The 15345-nt window shown below is 68.0% G+C and carries 16 protein-coding genes; 6 read left to right on the forward strand and 10 right to left on the reverse strand.

Annotated elements, in window-relative coordinates; all coding sequences use genetic code 11:
- Positions 1-7: 7 nt before the first annotated feature.
- A complete protein-coding gene (gene pheT, locus DC347_RS06910) occupies positions 8-2551 on the reverse strand; it encodes a phenylalanine--tRNA ligase subunit beta (RefSeq protein WP_109044883.1) in 2544 nt (847 codons plus the stop codon).
- 2 nt (positions 2552-2553) lie between these two features.
- Positions 2554-3615, reverse strand: coding sequence for a phenylalanine--tRNA ligase subunit alpha (pheS, locus tag DC347_RS06915; RefSeq protein ID WP_018763602.1), 1062 nt, complete (start codon positions 3613-3615; stop codon positions 2554-2556).
- 200 nt (positions 3616-3815) lie between these two features.
- Between pheS and DC347_RS06920 the strand changes: the two genes are divergently transcribed.
- The 3 genes from DC347_RS06920 (at position 3816) to DC347_RS06930 (ending at position 6099) form a co-directional block, all read left to right on the forward strand.
- On the forward strand, positions 3816-4271 hold the full coding sequence (locus tag DC347_RS06920) for a hypothetical protein (RefSeq protein ID WP_109044884.1): 456 nt from the start codon (positions 3816-3818) through the stop codon (positions 4269-4271).
- Entirely contained in the window at positions 4268-4924 is a 657-nt protein-coding gene (locus tag DC347_RS06925) for an SIMPL domain-containing protein (protein ID WP_109044885.1), read from the forward strand. The genes DC347_RS06920 and DC347_RS06925 overlap by 4 nt, the downstream gene beginning before the upstream one ends.
- Before the next feature lie 77 nt (positions 4925-5001).
- A complete protein-coding gene (locus DC347_RS06930; protein WP_109044886.1) occupies positions 5002-6099 on the forward strand; it encodes an Rv2578c family radical SAM protein in 1098 nt (365 codons plus the stop codon).
- A 66-nt stretch (positions 6100-6165) separates the two neighbouring features.
- Here the strand turns inward: DC347_RS06930 and DC347_RS06935 are convergent, their stop codons facing one another.
- A complete protein-coding gene (locus DC347_RS06935; protein WP_109044887.1) occupies positions 6166-6612 on the reverse strand; it encodes a (deoxy)nucleoside triphosphate pyrophosphohydrolase in 447 nt (148 codons plus the stop codon).
- 156 nt (positions 6613-6768) lie between these two features.
- Between DC347_RS06935 and DC347_RS06940 the strand changes: the two genes are divergently transcribed.
- Together DC347_RS06940 and DC347_RS06945 are read left to right on the forward strand one after the other, a co-directional pair.
- Positions 6769-7977 carry an MFS transporter gene (locus DC347_RS06940; protein WP_109044888.1) on the forward strand — a complete coding sequence of 403 codons (1209 nt, stop codon included), beginning with the start codon at positions 6769-6771 and terminating at the stop codon, positions 7975-7977.
- A gap of 240 nt (positions 7978-8217) precedes the next feature.
- Positions 8218-8493, forward strand: coding sequence for a GlsB/YeaQ/YmgE family stress response membrane protein (locus DC347_RS06945; RefSeq protein ID WP_018763608.1), 276 nt, complete (start codon positions 8218-8220; stop codon positions 8491-8493).
- Between the two features lie 119 nt (positions 8494-8612).
- On the opposite strand, the gene DC347_RS06950 is transcribed toward DC347_RS06945, so the two are convergent.
- The 4 genes from DC347_RS06950 to infC form a co-directional block, all read right to left on the reverse strand.
- Positions 8613-9524, reverse strand: a complete 912-nt coding sequence (locus tag DC347_RS06950) for an RNA methyltransferase (protein ID WP_026265103.1) — start codon at positions 9522-9524, stop codon at positions 8613-8615.
- 70 nt (positions 9525-9594) lie between these two features.
- Positions 9595-9984: a 50S ribosomal protein L20 gene (gene rplT / locus DC347_RS06955; RefSeq protein WP_018763610.1), complete on the reverse strand. Its 390-nt coding sequence runs from the start codon at positions 9982-9984 to the stop codon at positions 9595-9597.
- A gap of 118 nt (positions 9985-10102) precedes the next feature.
- The gene (gene rpmI / locus DC347_RS06960) at positions 10103-10297 is read right to left on the reverse strand and encodes a 50S ribosomal protein L35 (protein WP_009358635.1); all 195 of its coding nucleotides are present in this window, start codon (positions 10295-10297) and stop codon (positions 10103-10105) included.
- A gap of 121 nt (positions 10298-10418) precedes the next feature.
- Positions 10419-11528, reverse strand: coding sequence for a translation initiation factor IF-3 (infC, locus tag DC347_RS06965; RefSeq protein WP_255414774.1), 1110 nt, complete (start codon positions 11526-11528; stop codon positions 10419-10421).
- A gap of 280 nt (positions 11529-11808) precedes the next feature.
- On the opposite strand from infC, the gene DC347_RS06970 reads away from it, so the two are divergent.
- Positions 11809-12195 (forward strand): DUF1844 domain-containing protein, encoded by a 387-nt coding sequence (locus DC347_RS06970; protein WP_018763612.1) that lies wholly within the window; start codon positions 11809-11811, stop codon positions 12193-12195.
- A 128-nt stretch (positions 12196-12323) separates the two neighbouring features.
- Here DC347_RS06970 and DC347_RS06975 read toward each other — a convergent pair whose 3' ends face one another.
- The 3 genes from DC347_RS06975 to priA are packed head-to-tail and all read right to left on the reverse strand — an operon-like array spanning position 12324 to position 15325.
- Positions 12324-13616 (reverse strand): MFS transporter, encoded by a 1293-nt coding sequence (locus DC347_RS06975; protein WP_109044889.1) that lies wholly within the window; start codon positions 13614-13616, stop codon positions 12324-12326.
- A 57-nt stretch (positions 13617-13673) separates the two neighbouring features.
- Positions 13674-14558 (reverse strand): SseB family protein, encoded by an 885-nt coding sequence (locus DC347_RS06980; protein ID WP_109044890.1) that lies wholly within the window; start codon positions 14556-14558, stop codon positions 13674-13676.
- A gap of 20 nt (positions 14559-14578) precedes the next feature.
- Positions 14579-15325, reverse strand: a complete 747-nt coding sequence (gene priA / locus DC347_RS06985) for a bifunctional 1-(5-phosphoribosyl)-5-((5-phosphoribosylamino)methylideneamino)imidazole-4-carboxamide isomerase/phosphoribosylanthranilate isomerase PriA (protein WP_018763615.1) — start codon at positions 15323-15325, stop codon at positions 14579-14581.
- Positions 15326-15345: the final 20 nt, after the last annotated feature.

Here is a 15345-nt window from a genome sequence, read left to right on the forward strand (position 1 = left end):
ACAGGACCTAGCGCTGCACGGCTCCGAAGCGTTCCGCGGCCAGGGCCACGGCGCTTTCGCGCGCGGCCGAGGCTTCGTCCGCGGTCAAGGTGCGGTCGGCGGCCCGGAACCGGAGCCCGAAGGCCAGCGACTTCTTGCCGTCCTCGATGCCCTTGCCGGCGTAGACGTCGAACAGGGCGACGTCCTCCAGCAGCTCGCCGGCACCTTCACGCAGGGCGGCCAGGACCTCATCGGCCGGGACATCGGCCGGGACCACGAGCGCCACGTCCTGGGTGGCCACAGGGAAGGTCGAGATGTGGCGGGCCACGATCACGTCCGGTGCGGCGTCGAAGAGGGCGTCGGCATTGAGTTCAAGTGCCACCGAACGGGCCGGCATGTCCGAGGCCGCCAGCAGCTTGGGGTGCAGTTCGCCCGCGTACCCCACGGTCTCTCCCGTCCGCAGTGCGAGCCGGGCGGTGCGGCCGGGATGGAACGCCTGGTGGCTGCCCTGCGTGACCACAAGGTCGACGCCGAGGACGTCGCCCGCAAGGCGGGCAACATCCAGCGCGTCAGCCCAGTCCCACGTCCGCGGAGTGTGGCCGGCAGCAGCCGGGGAATCGTGGCCGGTGAGGATGGCGGCCACATGGAACGGCTGGTCCGGGACGCCGTCGTAAAGTGCGTCGAGCACCTCGTCGGCGGGCTTGGCGCCCAGTGGCGGGATGGCGGCGGTACCCATGGCGGCGCCGGGAAGGAAGACCAGGCCGGACTCGAACAGGGCGAGGTCGCGGAAGCCGCGGGAATGGTTCCGCTTGGCCACCTCGATCAGGCCCGGAAGGATCGAGGTCCGCAGGTAGCCCTGCTCCTCGCTGATCGGGTTGGCGAGCTTGACGGCGCTCCGGGGGGTGGCTTCGTCGGCCGTGCCGAAGGTGTCGTTGGCCGCCTTGGACACGAACGGGTAGGACAGGACCTCGGTGAGTCCGGCGTCCGCCAGGGCCTGGATCAGGCGCCGGCGCTGCTGCTGGACCCGGGTGAGGCCGCGGCCGGGAGGGGCCACGGGCAACGTGGCAGGGATCTTGTCGTAGCCCACCAGCCGGGCGATTTCCTCTGTGAGGTCTTCCTTGGTTTCCAGGTCGCTGCGCCAGCTGGGCGGCGTCACGGTCCAGCCGGCGTCGTGCTTTACGACGACGGCACCCAGGTCCTCCAGCGAGGTGACAATCTGCGCTTCGGTGAAGTCGATCCCGATGCGGGCCGCGGCGAAGCCGGCCGGCAGCTCGATGGTGACGGTTTCGGGGGCGGTGCCGACGTCGGTCCCCGCCTCATCAGCGGATCCCCCGGTCAGTTCCACCAGGAGGTCCACCACGCGCTGCGCGGCGATGCCCGCAACCTGCCAGTCAACGCCGCGTTCGAAGCGCTTGGACGCCTCGGACGGCAGCTTGTGCCGGCGCCGGGAACGTCCGATGGACACGTCGTCGAAGTGTGCCGCCTCAACGAGGATGTTCGACGTCGAATCGCTCACCTCGGTGGCCGCGCCGCCCATGACGCCCGCGATGCCGATGGCGCCGGAGTCGTCGGTGATCAGGAGGTCCTCCGCGTCAAGGGTGCGCTCCTTGCCGTCCAGGGTGGTGATCTTCTCCCCTGCGGACGCGCGCCGCACCACGATGTCGCCGGACAGCTTGTCCAGGTCGTAGCAGTGCGTGGGCTGGCCCAGCTCAAGCATGACGTAGTTTGAAATGTCCACCGGCAGCGAGATGGAGCGGATGCCGGCCAGCCGCAGCCGGGATACCATCCACTGCGGGGTGGGCCGCGTGGCATCCACGCCGCGCACCGTGCGGGCCACGAAGCGGTCGCAGCCGGGCGTGCCGTAAATGGGGGCGTCGTCGTTGAGCTTAACGCCGTATCCGCCGGACAGCTCGGCCGGGGCGTTGACCTTCGTGGCGGGATCCGTGAAGGCGGTGCCGGTGGCGTGCGCGTACTCGCGGGCCACGCCGCGGATGGAGAAGGCGTAGCCGCGGTCCGGGGTGACGTTGATTTCCGCAGCCTGGTCGTAGAGGCCCAGGAGCTCCATGGCGTCGGTGCCGATTTCCGGGTCCAGCCCGATGCGGGAGAGCACCAGGATGCCGTCGTGGTCATCGCCGATGCCCAGTTCGCGGACGGAGGCGATCATGCCGGCGGAGAGGTGGCCGTAGGTCTTGCGGGCGGAGATGTGGAAGTCGCCGGGCAGCACGGCGCCGGGCAGGGTGACCACCACTTTGTCGCCTTCCACGAAGTTGTGGGCGCCGCAGATGATGCCCTGCACGCCGGAGGGGTCGATGCCGTCTCCTGTCAGGGTCTGCTCCTGCCCTTCGGGCACGACGCGGACCTGGCACCAGTTGATGGTCTTGCCGTTGGTCTGCGGTTCCTTGACCAGGCTCAGGACCTGGCCCACCACCACGGGCCCGCGCAGGGCGTCGGTGGGGCGGTGGACCGCTTCCTCTTCGAAACCGACCTTGACCAGTTCGGCCATGACGTCTTCGGCCGTTGCATCGGCCGGTACGGCCGCGAATTCACGCAGCCAGGAAAGTGGGATACGCACGCTTAGATCTCCATCCCGAAGTGCTCGCTGAACCGTACATCGCCTTCGATCATGTCGCGCATGTCCCCCACCTCGTTGCGGAACATGAGGGTGCGCTCAATGCCCATGCCGAAGGCAAAACCTGAATAGACGTCCGGGTCGATGCCGGCGGCGCGCAGGACGTTCGGATTGACCATGCCGCAGCCGCCCCACTCGATCCACGCCGGGCCCCCCTTGGCCCCGGGATGGAAGATGTCCAGTTCGGCGGACGGCTCCGTGAACGGGAAGTAGTTGGGGCGCAGCCGGATCTGGGCTTCATCGCCGAACATCTGCCGGGCGAAGTGCTCAAGGGTGCCGCGCAGGTCCGCCATGCTGAGGTTCCTGTCGATGGCAAGGCCCTCGAACTGGTGGAACACCGGGGTGTGGGTGGCATCGAGTTCGTCGGTGCGGAACACCTTGCCGGGGCACAGCACGTAGATGGGTACTTCGCGCTCGAGCATGGACCGGACCTGCACCGGGGACGTGTGCGTACGCATCAGCAGGTGGGCTTCGGGCGGCTCAACGAAGAAGGTGTCCTGCATTTCGCGGGCCGGGTGGTCCGGCTTGAAGTTCAGCGCATCGAAGTTGAACCACTCCGATTCGACCTCGGGGCCTTCGGCGATTTCCCAGCCCATGCCCACGAAGATGTCCGCCACGCGGTCCTGGAGGGTGGAGAGCGGGTGGCGGGCACCGGCACGGCGACGGCGCGGCGCGGCGGTGACGTCCACGGTTTCCTCAACCAGGATGCGGGCATCGTTCTCGGCTTCCAGGACGGCCGTGCGGTCGGCGAGCGCCTTGTTGACCCGGCCGCGGGAGGCGCCCATCAGCTTTCCGGCGAGCGCCTTCTGGTCCTTGGGCAACCGGCCGATCTCACGGTTGGCAAGGCTCAGCGGGGATTTCTCGCCGCTGTGGGCAAGCCGCACCGCCTTCAGCTCGTCAAGGGTGGCCGCACCGTCGATGGCGGTGATGGCCTGGTCTACAGCGGCGTTGATGGCGGCCTCATCCGTGGGGTTCGGAATGGCGGCGCCCGGCAAAGTTTCAGTCATCTACTGTTCTTAGCTACGAGTCGTGGCTGCCGGCGGGCGGGGCAGCCGTACGCGGTTTCCCGCTTGGCGCGTCCGTCGCTGGCAGGTCATGGATGAATGCGCTGAACGTCAGTTCATTCAATGACCAGGTCAGGGCTCGCCGGCAGGACCGGCGGCCACTGCCCTCCAGTCTAGTTGAACCCTCCGGCTACCATGGCCTCATGACTTTGCGGCAGCGCGCGGGTACCCAGGATGTCCCGACGACGGCCCAGCGGCTCAGGCGGGCAGCGAACCTCCTCAACGGGAGTACTGTCGCGGGCCTCGCCGTCGCCCTCGCCGCGGGGACCCGGCTAAGCCGCGGCCCGCGTGGCATGGTCTTGGCCGCCGGGTACCGTTGGCGGCTTCCGGCCGCCCGCGCCTTCACGGTGGGGAACGTGGTGCTGTACCGCGGTCCGGCCGCCGACCTGTTGTCCCGGCCTGCGTTGCTGGGCCATGAGGAGCGGCACTGCAGCCAGTACGCCTGGTGCCTCGGCCTGCCGTTCATTCCCTTATACCTGGCCGCGGCCGGCTGGTCCGTGCTGCGGAGCGGAAATCCGGGAACAGCGAATATTTTCGAACGCAGGGCCGGCCTGGCCGCCGGCGGCTACCCGGTTCCTGCGGGGAGCGCGGTCCTGTGAACGCCGCGGAGCGGGCCTCCACAGATGCCGGCACGGTGACCGTCACCGGGAGCGGGTGGGCGGAGGCGGTCCCTGACCTGGTGACGGTGTCCGTGGCGGTGGAGTGCCGCGCGCCGTCAGTGGCGGACGCGTATGCGGCGGCCGGCCAGGGCCTTGCCGCCGTGGCCGCGGCCCTCCGGGGACACGGCGTTGCCCCTGCCGACCTGCGGACGGGCGGCCTGTCAGTGCGGGCAGACCTCGCGTGGCGGGACGGCGAAGGGCAGAAACTCGTGGGCTACGTTGCGGTCGGCAGCCTTGCTGTCAGGCTGCGGGACGTCGGCAACGCACCGGCGGCCATCTCCGCCGCCGTTGGGTCGGGCGGTGACGACGTCCGGCTGGAGAGCCTGCAGCTGGTCCTCTCCGATGACTCAGCCACCCGTGCACAGGCCAGGGAGGCTGCCTGGCAGGACGCACTCCGCGCAGCCGCCCAGTTCGCGTCGCTCGCCTCGGCCACACTGGGCCGGGTCTTGTCCGTGACCGACCTCCGGGCGGCTCCCGGCCCGGTACCGGCCGCCGGCCTGCAACGGGCCTCCGCCGTTGAGGGGCTGCCCCTTGAGTCCGGCCGGAACCGGGTGGAGGCAGGCGTGACGGTCACGTGGGAGCTGCTGCACTAGCCGGCGTTGGCTGGGAGAAGCCCTGAGGCAGCGCGCCGCCCTTGACTTCCGTTCGAACATGTCTTCGAATGGAGGCCATGAGATGGGAAGCACAGGCTTTGGTTCCGACCCCCGAAACTGCCAGTGGGGCTGCTCCGGCATTGCTGCCGCTGGCCGGCCTGGTCCGGTCCGTCACCACTCCCGAGTTCGCCGGCATCACGTTCCATGAGGTCACCGCAAAATCGGTGCTCAACAGGGTCCCGGCGGGGTCCAGGATGCCTTTCGAATGGACGGTGAACCCCTACCGGGGTTGCAGCCACGCCTGCGTGTACTGCTTTGCCAGGAAGTCCCACACGTATCTGGATTTCGACGCCGGCATGGACTTCGACAACCAGGTGGTGGTTAAGGTCAACGCGGCGGAAGTCCTGCGCAAGGAAGTGAACAGGGCGTCCTGGACGCGCCAGCAAGTGGCGCTCGGCACCAACACCGACCCCTATCAGCGGGCCGAGGGACGGTACCGCCTCATGCCGGGCATCATCTCCGCCCTGGCGGACTCCGGCACTCCCCTGTCCATCCTCACCAAGGGCACGTTGCTGGCGCGGGACATCCCCCTGTTGAAAAGTGCCGCCACGCAGGTGCCGGTAGGCCTGGGAATCTCGCTGGCCATGACCGATGAGGCCCTTTCGGAAGCCATTGAGCCCGGCACACCCGGGCCCAGGGCGCGGCTGAGGCTGGTGTCCCGGCTGCGCGAAGCCGGGCTCCCGTGTGGGGTGATGGCCATGCCCATCCTGCCGTGGCTTTCCGACAGTGACGAAGCCCTGGATGCTCTCTTCGGCTCCTTGGCGGCCGCGGGCGCAACGGGAGTCACCGCGGGTGCCCTGTACCTGAAGCCCGGGACCAGGGAGTGGTTCATGAAGTGGATCGCAGCCCACCACCCCGAACTGGCGGGGCGCTACCGGCGGCTGTACGGGACGGGGTCCTACGCCTCCAAGGAGTACCGCACCTGGCTGGCCGCCAAGGTCCGGTACTTCAAGGCACGCCACGGTTTCTCGCATTCCTCCGGCTTCAGCCACCGGGACCTGGACGATCCCCGCGCCGAGGAAGCGCAGTACCCCGCCGGCAGCATCCCCGCCCCGGCTACAGAGGGCACCGCGGGGGTTCCCGCCCGGCCCCTGCAGCAGGACGCCCTCTTCTAGCGGTCCTGTGGTGGCGGTCCCGTGTCAGAGGCCCTGGTTCAGCGGGCCTGGTTCAGAGTGCCTGGTTCAGCGGGCCTGGTTCAGCGGGGATGCCACCGAGTCCAGCAAAGCCCGGACGATCGGAAAATCCGCGGGGATCCACGGCAGGCCCAGGACCGCGTCCCGGTCCCGGAGTTCCACCCACCGCAGTTCGTCATGGTCTTCAAGGGGCCGCGGCTCGCCGTCGCTGACCTCCGCGAACCAGACCCGCATGCTGGCCCGTTCGTTCAGCGGCCAGCCACCGGGATCCTCCGCCGGCAGTTCGGGTCCCAGCCGGACACCGATTCCGAGTTCCTCTGACAGTTCCCGCACCAGCGCGGCCTCGGGCTCCTCGCCGGGTTCAACCTTGCCGCCCGGGAACTCCCACAGACCGGCCAGGTGCTCCGGCGCACTTCGCCTGGCGACCAGCAGGGCCGCCGGGTCCGCCAGCTCGTCCACGATGGCTCCGCCCACAACCTGAATCAGTCCAGTCATTCGGCCATTCTATGGTCCACAATGGAATGTCCCGGAACAGCATTCCAGCCTCAGGGAATAGGTCCTGGCCGCCAAGGGTTTGCGACTCTGTCCGGACGTTCCTGCCCCACTGCCGTGGCATCCGGTCTTTTCCACCCATCTTTGAGAAGCAGGCACATGAGCAGCGTTCTTTCCCAGTCCACGGCAACACCCGCCAAGACCCCAAACCTTGGGATGGCCATTTTTGCGCTGGCCATGGGCGGGGTAGGCATCGGTGTGACCGAGTTCACCATGATGGGCCTGTTGAAGGAGGTGGAGCAGGGACTGGCGATCAGCACTCCCCAGGCCGGCTACCTGATCTCCGCCTACGCCCTGGGCGTCGTGGTCGGCGCCCCGCTGCTTGCCGTCGTCGGGGCCAAGCTACCCCGCAAATACCTGGCGCTCGGGCTCCTGCTTTTCTTTACGGTTGCCAACCTCAGTTCGTTCATCGCACCTGACTACGGGTCCATGCTCGTCTCGAGGTTCGCTGCGGGGCTGCCGCACGGGGCGTTCTTTGGCGTGGCCGCCGTGATAGCCGCCTCCCTGGTCCCGCCGACGCGGCGCGGCTGGGCCATCTCCATGGTGATGGCCGGCCTCAGCATCTCCAACGTCGTCGGAGTGCCCTTTGCCACCTGGCTGGGCCAGGCCTTCGGCTGGCGGCTGCTGTTCGTCCTGGTGGGGTGCATCGGGCTGCTGGCACTGGTGCTCGTCTGGATCTTCGTGCCGTTCCAGAAGACGCACCCGGACGCGAGCATCCGGCGCGAACTCGGTGCGCTGAAACGGCTGCAGGTGTGGCTGGCGCTCCTGGTGGGGATTGTTGGCTTCGGCGGCTTCTTCGCAACCTATACCTACATCGCCCACACCATGACCAACGTGGCCGGAATCCCCTCCATGCTGATCCCGCTGGTGGTGGCCTTGTACGGACTGGGTATGGTGGCCGGGAACCTCATCGGCGGCAGGCTGGCCGACAAGTCGGTGATGGGCACCCTCTACCGCGTCCTGCCCGCGATTGCAGTTGCCCTGGTGCTCTACGCCGTGGCAGCACACTGGGCATGGAGCGCCCTGGTCATGGTGTTCGTGGTGGGGGCCGCCGGTTCCATGCTGGTCCCCGCCCTGCAAACCCGGCTGCTGGATGCTTCACCGGATGCGCCGTCCCTGGCCTCCTCGCTCAACCACGCCGCGCTCAACGTTGCCAACGCCCTGGGGGCCTTTCTCGGCGGCCTCGTCATTGCCCTCGGGTGGGGCTTCGTAGCCCCGGCGCTCGTGGGCGCCGTACTCGCCGTCCTCGGGTTCGGCGTCGCGCTGCTCAGTGGCGTGCTGGAGCGCAAGCGTCCGCTGGCAGCCTGATCCCGCCCGCGACCCACCATCGCCGCGGTACCGCCATGTACAGCCAGGGAGCTTCCTCGTCGCCGGTTCTTCGCTGCTGGACAGTCCAGGATCCCGCCGTGGCCCCACCCGGTCCATACCGTACCGGGACGCCCCTAACGATGCAGCAACGGCGCAGGTTCGGCTACTGACTTTGCGGGGCCCTTATGTTAGCTTGAGGCTCATCGGGACTATTTTTCCCGGTCACAATAAGGAGGAGACATGGGTTTTCTTGCTTGGATTATTTTGGGCCTGATTGTCGGGGCCATCGTTAAGGCCGTTATGCCCGGACGGGTCGGCGGCGGCTGGGTCACCAGCCTCATCCTCGGTGTTGTTGGTGCCATTGTTGGCGGCTGGATTGGCAGCCTCCTTTTCGCCAAGGGCGACATGGGCTTCTTCGACCTCGGCACGTGGATTCTCGCTATCGTCGGTGGCCTCATTGTCGCCGGCATCTACGGATTCGTCACCGGACGCGGAAAAGCCACCCGCGCGCCCTGACCACTCCGTCACCACATAACCACCGGGCCCCGGATATCCGGGGCCTTTCTTTTTGCCCGGCCGCTTCTTCCCCGGCCACTCCTTCGTCGGCGGCGCCTTCCTGGCTGGCCGCCGGCAACTTATTCCGGAACTGCCCCATCCCGGCGTTGGGACCTGGCGCTGGCGTAGAGGCAGACGGTGGCCGCAGTACCGAGGTTCAGGCTCTCCGCCGCCCCGTAGACGGGGACAGCCACCCGGTGGTCGGCCAGGGCAAGTTCTTCCTCCGACAACCCCTGCGCCTCGTTGCCGAAGAACCAGGCTGTGGGCCCGGCCAGGTCGTACACGGAATCCGGGCCCTTTCCGGTGAGCCTGCGGCGGGCGCTCTCGTCCTGGAGGACATCCAGGTCCAACTGTCCGTAGCCGTCCGCAGCGAGGATGCCGATGCCGCGGGCCTTGCACGCAGCCGCGAGTTCGGCCGGGTCGGCAGCCAGGACAACGGGCAGGTGGAACAGGGAACCGGCCGTAGAGCGGACTGCCTTGGGATTGTAGATATCGACGCTGGACGCAGTGAACACCACGGCGTCGGCCCCGGCGGAATCGGCGGCGCGGAGAACTGTTCCGGCGTTACCGGGATCCCTGACCTGGCAGAGCACGGCTACCAGGCGTGGTCCGGCGTCGAGCACGTCCGCCAGGGAAACGTCCACGAAGCGGCAGACGGCCACGATTCCCTGCGGATTGACCGTGTCAGCCATGGCCGACAGGACCTCATCGGTGGCCAGCCGTGCCGTGGTCCCCTCGGCAAGCTCCTCGAACTCGGGAAAACGGTCCAGGCAGCTTTCGCTTGCGTAGACGTCCGTGACGATGCCCGGGGCTCCGGCCGCAAGGCGCTGCTGGTGGAGCTTGAGTGCCTCGCGCACTGCCTGCGGCCCCTCAGCAAGGAACTGGCCACGCTTTAAACGGGCCGGGCGCCCTGCAAGCTTTGCCACGTCCCTGACCCGATCGGCTCGGGGGTTGGACAGTGGAAAATCTTGCGGGCGCCCGGTGTCGTTCATACAAGAAACTGTAGTAGCTGCTGCCACCAGTTCTTGAACCGGCCCCTCAGGGAGGAGCACTGCGCGGCCTCTAGGCTGCGGCGACCTTCTTGGCGGAGGTGTCAGCCGGCAGGGAGTCCTTGGCCACCTGGACCAGTGCGGCAAATGCGTTGGCGTCCGAGACGGCGAGCTCGGCCAGCATGCGGCGGTCAACCTCGACCTCAGCGGCCTTCAGGCCCTGGATCAGTCGGTTGTAGGTGAGGCCGTTGGCGCGGGACGCAGCGTTGATGCGCTGGATCCACAGGCGGCGGAAGTCGCCCTTCTTCTTCTTGCGGTCACCGTAGCTGTACACAAACGAGTGCAGCAGCTGCTCTTTGGCCTTGCGGTACAGGCGCGAACGCTGTCCGCGGTAACCCTTTGCCCGCTCAAGGACAACCCGGCGCTTCTTGTGGGCGTTTACCGCCCTCTTCACACGTGCCACGTGCGTACTCCTTCGAAAATCTGATCCCAAGCATCTGTTGCCGGAAATCCGGCGGCCTGAGAAGGCTGTTTGGCAGAAGACGAACCGCCAGGGGGCGGCCCATCAATAAACTTGGAAACTAGATGCCGAGCATCTTCCGGATGACCTTGGCATCGCCCTTGAAGACGATCTTGTCGCCGGCGAGGCGGCGGGTCAGGCGGCTGGACTTGTGCTCCAGGTAGTGGCGGCGGTTGGCCTGCTGGCGGCGCAGCTTGCCGCTGCCGGTCAGCTTGAAGCGCTTCTTAGCACCACTGTGGGTCTTCATCTTCGGCATGGGAACCGATCTCCTTACGTGTCTGCGGGCCCTGGGGCCGGCAGTTCTATCGCGCAGCCGCCCCTGCGGGCAGCATGCTGGTTGCTGACTGCCGGAGGGCGGAACCTCCGGCAGCTGTGAACTAGTTGGTCTTCTTACCCGCCGGCTTGGGCACTGCCTTGGGGGCAGGGCGGGCAGCAGGCTTCGGTGCAGCAGGCCTGGCCACCGGCTTCGGCGGTGCAGGCACGGCGGCGGGCTTCGGCGCCGCTGCCGCCGGCTTGGCGGCCGTCGCGGGCTTCGGTGCTGCGGCAGCCTTCGGAGCCTCCTGCTTCGGAGCCTCCTGCTTGGGTGCAGCAGCCTTGGGCGCGGCGGCCTTAGGTGCTTCCTGCCGGGGAGCCGGGGCAGCCTTGGGAGCTTCCTCCTTGGCGGCTTCCTGCTCGGGAGCCGGTGCAGCAGGCGCCTCGGCGGCGGCAGTTTCCTCCGGAGCCGTCTCCGGTTCGGTGGAAACGGTGAAGCCTTCCGGCAGGAGGTCAGCCAGTGACTGGGTCATGGGCGCCTGGTCCGTGCCGGACGTGTCCACACGGCCGGAGGCCTTGGCTTCGTTCTGTGCCTTCGCCTCGGCGCGCTGGGTGGCGCGACGGGCTTCAGCCTTTGCCTCGGCCTTGTTCTTCAGCGGACCGACAACCATGACCATGTTCCGGCCATCGATGCGGGGGCTGGACTCCACCACGCCAACTTCGGCGACGTCGTCCGCGAAGCGCTGGAGCAGGCGGATGCCCATTTCGGGGCGCTGCTGCTCGCGGCCACGGAACTGGATCATGGCCTTGACCTTGTCCCCGGCGCCGAGGAAGCGAAGGGCGTGGCCCCGCTTGGTCTCGTAGTCGTGGGTGTCGATCTTGAGGCGGAAGCGGATTTCCTTCAGAACGGTGTTCGTCTGGTTCTTCCGGGCCTCACGTGCCTTGACCGCGGCTTCGTACTTGTACTTGCCGAAATCCATCAGCTTGCACACCGGAGGCTTCGCCTGAGGTGCAACTTCAACGAGATCAAGGTCGGATTCGGCAGCCAGGCGCAGGGCATCCTCAATACGGACGATTCCTACCTGTTCACCTGCAGGTCCGACCAGCCGCACCTCGGGGACGCGGATACGCTCATTGATTCTTGGCTCGCTAATGTTAAAGCTCCTGTGTTTGTTGTTGTGTCCGGCAAATAGAGAAGGCCCCCAATTGCCGGAGCAATCGAAGGCCTCAAACAGGTTGGCAAAGCCGTCCCGAAAACGGGAAGCACGCGCACAGTTCCGGTTGTTACCGGTTCCATGCCCAACCAGGTACCCGGCAACCTTTCGTCCCCTGGCGGTTCGCAAGGAACCTGGGAAACAGCGGCTGACGCGGGTGGGAGAGAACTCCGCTTGCAAACTGGATGCCATTCTACAGAAAAAATTCCCGCCAACGCCGCGAAGCGCTGCTGGGAACCCCATCGTTTGGAACGATCTCTGAAATAACGACATCCAGTCGGTCTGTGTCAAGCTTACCAGTATGAGCACCTCAGACAGTAATTCGTACGTTTTCGAGCCCGCTGACGCAGGCGCGGACGTTTCACAGCAGATCCGCGACATCTCGGAGGTCCCCGCCATCGAGGTCATCACCACGGCCGCCGTGCACCTCATGAGCGCCGCCGCCGTGAAGCTGGGCCTCGCCGCTGAAGACAACGCAGCCGAACTCAAGGACCTGGACGAAGCCCGGAAACTGATCACCGCCCTTGCCGGCCTGGTTACCGCGGCCGCCCCGGAAATCGGCTCCCAGCACGCCGGACCGTTGCGCGATGGCCTCCGCTCCCTCCAGCTCGCCTTCCGTGAGGAGTCCCTGATTCCCGATGCTCCGGGCAAGGGCCCGGGCGAAAAGTACACCGGGGCCGTGAACTAACGCCGGACTCCCCCACGCAGCGCCCGACGGCGGGACGACCATCCGAGGTCGTCCCGCCGTCGTCGTTTCCCCGGGAACATGGCCCGCGGCTCGTCCACGCGGGCGGGGAGCAACCGTTGGAAGCGGGTTCAGGCGGCGGCCCTGCGCCGGCGCAGCTGCAGGGCCAGCCCCACCAGGCACAGCAGCACACCCGCACCCCCGACCGAGACGAAGCCGCCGGAGGGGCCCATCAGGTCGATGAAGATGCCGGCGAGCGGTGAACCGAGCGCAACCCCGGCGGTGAGGGCCGAGCCGTACCAGCCCATCGCCTCCCCGCGCCGCTCCTCCGGGACCAGGTCCGCCACCTTCTCGGAGGCCGCCGAGAGCACCGGGGCGCACAGCAAGCCGGGCAGGACGGAGACGAAAGCGAGCGTCCAGGTGTCGTGGGCGAGTGCCATGGGCAGCGTCAGGGCCGCCATGCCCAGCAGCAGGATGACGGGCGGGACGGGCCTGTGCATGGCGCCGTAGATGATGCCGCCCACCACTGAGGCGGCACACCAGAAGACGAAGACGATGCCGATTTCGCTCTGGTGTCCACCGATCTCCAAGGCGGCAACAATGCCAACGTCGGTGCCGCTCAGGACCATGCCGGCGCCGGCGGCGACCGCGAAGAGGGCCGCCACTGTGGCGGTGAACCAGGAGAAGCCGCCCGCCGGCCTTCCCCTCGAGCCCTCTTGCGGTGCAGCGGCACCCGCGGGCGCCAGTTCCGCGGCGGCTTCCTGGACATGGGCCGGGGCGGTGGAGACGACGGCGGCCTCCGCCGCGTGCTGCTCGTCAGCTTCGCGTCCCATTCCCGGGTCCGCACTGCGGGTGGGCGGGTTGAACCACATGAGGAACAGTCCGGCCAGTGACGTCGCTATGCCCACGACGGTCAAGCCTGCGGTGGTGAACCCGCTGGTGGCCACGACGGCGCCCGCGGCCGGGCCGATCATGAACACCATTTCGGTGGTGATGGCGTCCAGGGCAAAGGCCGTGCGGCGCTGGTCGCCTTGGGCCAGGACGCCCAAGGACTGCCGGACGACGCTGAAGATGGGCAGTGTGAGCAGGCCGCCGACGAAGACGAGCGGCAGGAGCCACTGGTAGGACACATGGGGCACCACGGACCAGATGATGGTCTCCGAGATCACCGACGGAATAAGCGCCGTCCGCAGGCCCACGGTGTCAACGCGCCGGCCACGCCACGGGGCGCCAAGGGCAATGCCAATGGTCATCACCGCCGCGGCGGCGCCGGCCGCCGCGTAGCCCTGGCCCAGGGTCAGGACGATATGCAGGGTGAGCAGGACTCCGGCAGCCGAGTGCGGGATCCGGGCAACCATGCCCACCAGCAGCAGCCGCCGGATGGGCCGGACGGCGAGCAACTCCCGGTAGAGAGCGAAATTCACGAAGCGATCCTTAGGGTCCGCCCCGGCGCGGGCGGGGTTCACCCATCCGGCCGGCAGCTAGTCGGGAGCGCGCCTGAGCTTGATCTCCAGGGAATCGACGCGCTCCCCAAACAATACATTCCGGGACCACTCGGCCTGCAGGCCGGCCACCAGTTCCTGGACCCCGGCGGCGTCCAACCCGTCCTCAAGGTAGAGCACCACCTGGAGTTCGGGTCCGGCGCCGCCGCCGGGAACCACGGTGCCGTCGGCAGCAGTGGCGGACACTCCCCTGCCAGGGAGGAGTTCGATACCGCGCACCGCGGGAAACCCGGAGGAGGCGCGGCCAAGTTCGGCGGCAAGCTCACCGTCCTCGTAGGAAGGGACCCAGTGGTGCTGCTTGGCCAGGGCCCAGGCGGCCGGGCGGCGGACCACGAAGGTGAAGCCGGCCCCCGGGTCCAGGACCAGGAGTTCGGCACCCTCAGCGACGGCAGAGAGCGCGGCGCGGGCCGCGTACACGGCAACCGGCCGGGCCTCGGGGTGCCAGGCGGAGAGCGCGGCTGCAGAGGTGAATGCCGGGAGCGCGATCCGGCCGTCGGCGGCCTTCAGCGTGACCAGGGCCATGTCCGCCTGCTTGTCGGCGTGCAGCCCGTGGTCCGTTTCCGCTTCCTCAGCAAGCTGCGCCACGATGGGGATGAAGACCCGTGCCGTTGCCAGCGCCGCCACCACCCCGGCCTCGCTGCCGCTCCCCTGCCGGAGCGCCGCAACAGCGGTGAGGTAGCCGGCGTCGGCCGTGCCGTCGTCGTCCTCGAAGTTGTGGATCTTGCCGTCTTCACCGGCGAGGCTGCGCCCGGCCCATGGCCGGCCCGCGGAGTCCGCCGGCCCGCCGGCCCCGGCGAGGGCTGCGGCGATATGTCCTGGCAGATGGCGGGCTGGGGGATGTCCCGGTTCCTGGGCGCTGGGCATTGGCTGGACCTTCCGGGCGCCTAGCGCCGGCCGGCGACGTCGAGGGCTTCGGGCAGCGTGAAGGCCCCGGCGTACAGGGCCTTGCCCACGATGGCGCCTTCCACGCCCAGCGGCACCAGCGAGCGGAGGACCTTGAGGTCATCGAGGCTGGAGATGCCGCCGGAGGCGACCACGGGTTTGCCGGTCTTCTCCACCATCTGGCGCAGGAGTTCAACGTTGGGTCCCTGCAGGGTGCCGTCCTTGGTCACGTCGGTCACCACATAGCGGGAGCACCCGGCCTCCTCGAGGCGGCCCAGCACGTCCCAGAGGTCCCCGCCTTCCTTGGTCCAGCCCCGGCCGGCCAGGGTGGTGCCCCGGACGTCAAGGCCGACGGCGATCTTGTCGCCGAAGCGTTCGATGGCCCGCGCGGTCCACTCCGGATTCTCCAGCGCAGCGGTGCCCAGGTTGACCCGGGCCACGCCCAGGTCCAGGGCCGCTTCGAGGGTCTCGTCGTCGCGCAGGCCGCCGGAAAGCTCCACCTTGATGTCCAGGCGGCCCACCACGTCGCGGAGCAGGTCCGCGTTGGAACCGCGCCCGAACGCCGCATCCAGGTCCACCAGGTGCACCCACTCGGCCCCCTGCTGCTGCCAGTTCAGTGCCGCGTCCAAGGGCGTGCCGTAGCTGGTTTCGCTGCCGGCCTCCCCCTGGACCAGCCGGACGGCCTGCCCGTTGACGACATCGACGGCAGGCAGCAGTTCAAGGACCGGCAGGTCATGTGCGGTGGTCATACTCATCCTCAGTGTTGGTT

Origin of the sequence: Pseudarthrobacter sp. AG30, assembly GCF_003116525.1 — a bacterium.
Classification (GTDB): Bacteria; Actinomycetota; Actinomycetes; order Actinomycetales; family Micrococcaceae; genus Arthrobacter.

Bases quoted from the DNA above. Each gene is read 5' to 3' on its own strand.
- DC347_RS06930 (WP_109044886.1), top strand. From the start codon at position 5,002: ATGAGATGGGAAGCACAGGCTTTGGTTCCGACCCCCGAAACTGCCAGT.
- DC347_RS06980 (WP_109044890.1), bottom strand. From the start codon at position 14,558: ATGCCCAGCGCCCAGGAACCGGGACATCCCCCAGCCCGCCATCTGCCA.
- pheS (WP_018763602.1), bottom strand. From the start codon at position 3,615: ATGACTGAAACTTTGCCGGGCGCCGCCATTCCGAACCCCACGGATGAG.
- DC347_RS06970 (WP_018763612.1), top strand. From the start codon at position 11,809: ATGAGCACCTCAGACAGTAATTCGTACGTTTTCGAGCCCGCTGACGCA.
- DC347_RS06920 (WP_109044884.1), top strand. From the start codon at position 3,816: ATGACTTTGCGGCAGCGCGCGGGTACCCAGGATGTCCCGACGACGGCC.
- DC347_RS06945 (WP_018763608.1), top strand. From the start codon at position 8,218: ATGGGTTTTCTTGCTTGGATTATTTTGGGCCTGATTGTCGGGGCCATC.
- DC347_RS06940 (WP_109044888.1), top strand. From the start codon at position 6,769: ATGAGCAGCGTTCTTTCCCAGTCCACGGCAACACCCGCCAAGACCCCA.
- DC347_RS06950 (WP_026265103.1), bottom strand. From the start codon at position 9,524: ATGAACGACACCGGGCGCCCGCAAGATTTTCCACTGTCCAACCCCCGA.
- rpmI (WP_009358635.1), bottom strand. From the start codon at position 10,297: ATGCCGAAGATGAAGACCCACAGTGGTGCTAAGAAGCGCTTCAAGCTG.
- DC347_RS06935 (WP_109044887.1), bottom strand. From the start codon at position 6,612: ATGACTGGACTGATTCAGGTTGTGGGCGGAGCCATCGTGGACGAGCTG.
- priA (WP_018763615.1), bottom strand. From the start codon at position 15,325: ATGACCACCGCACATGACCTGCCGGTCCTTGAACTGCTGCCTGCCGTC.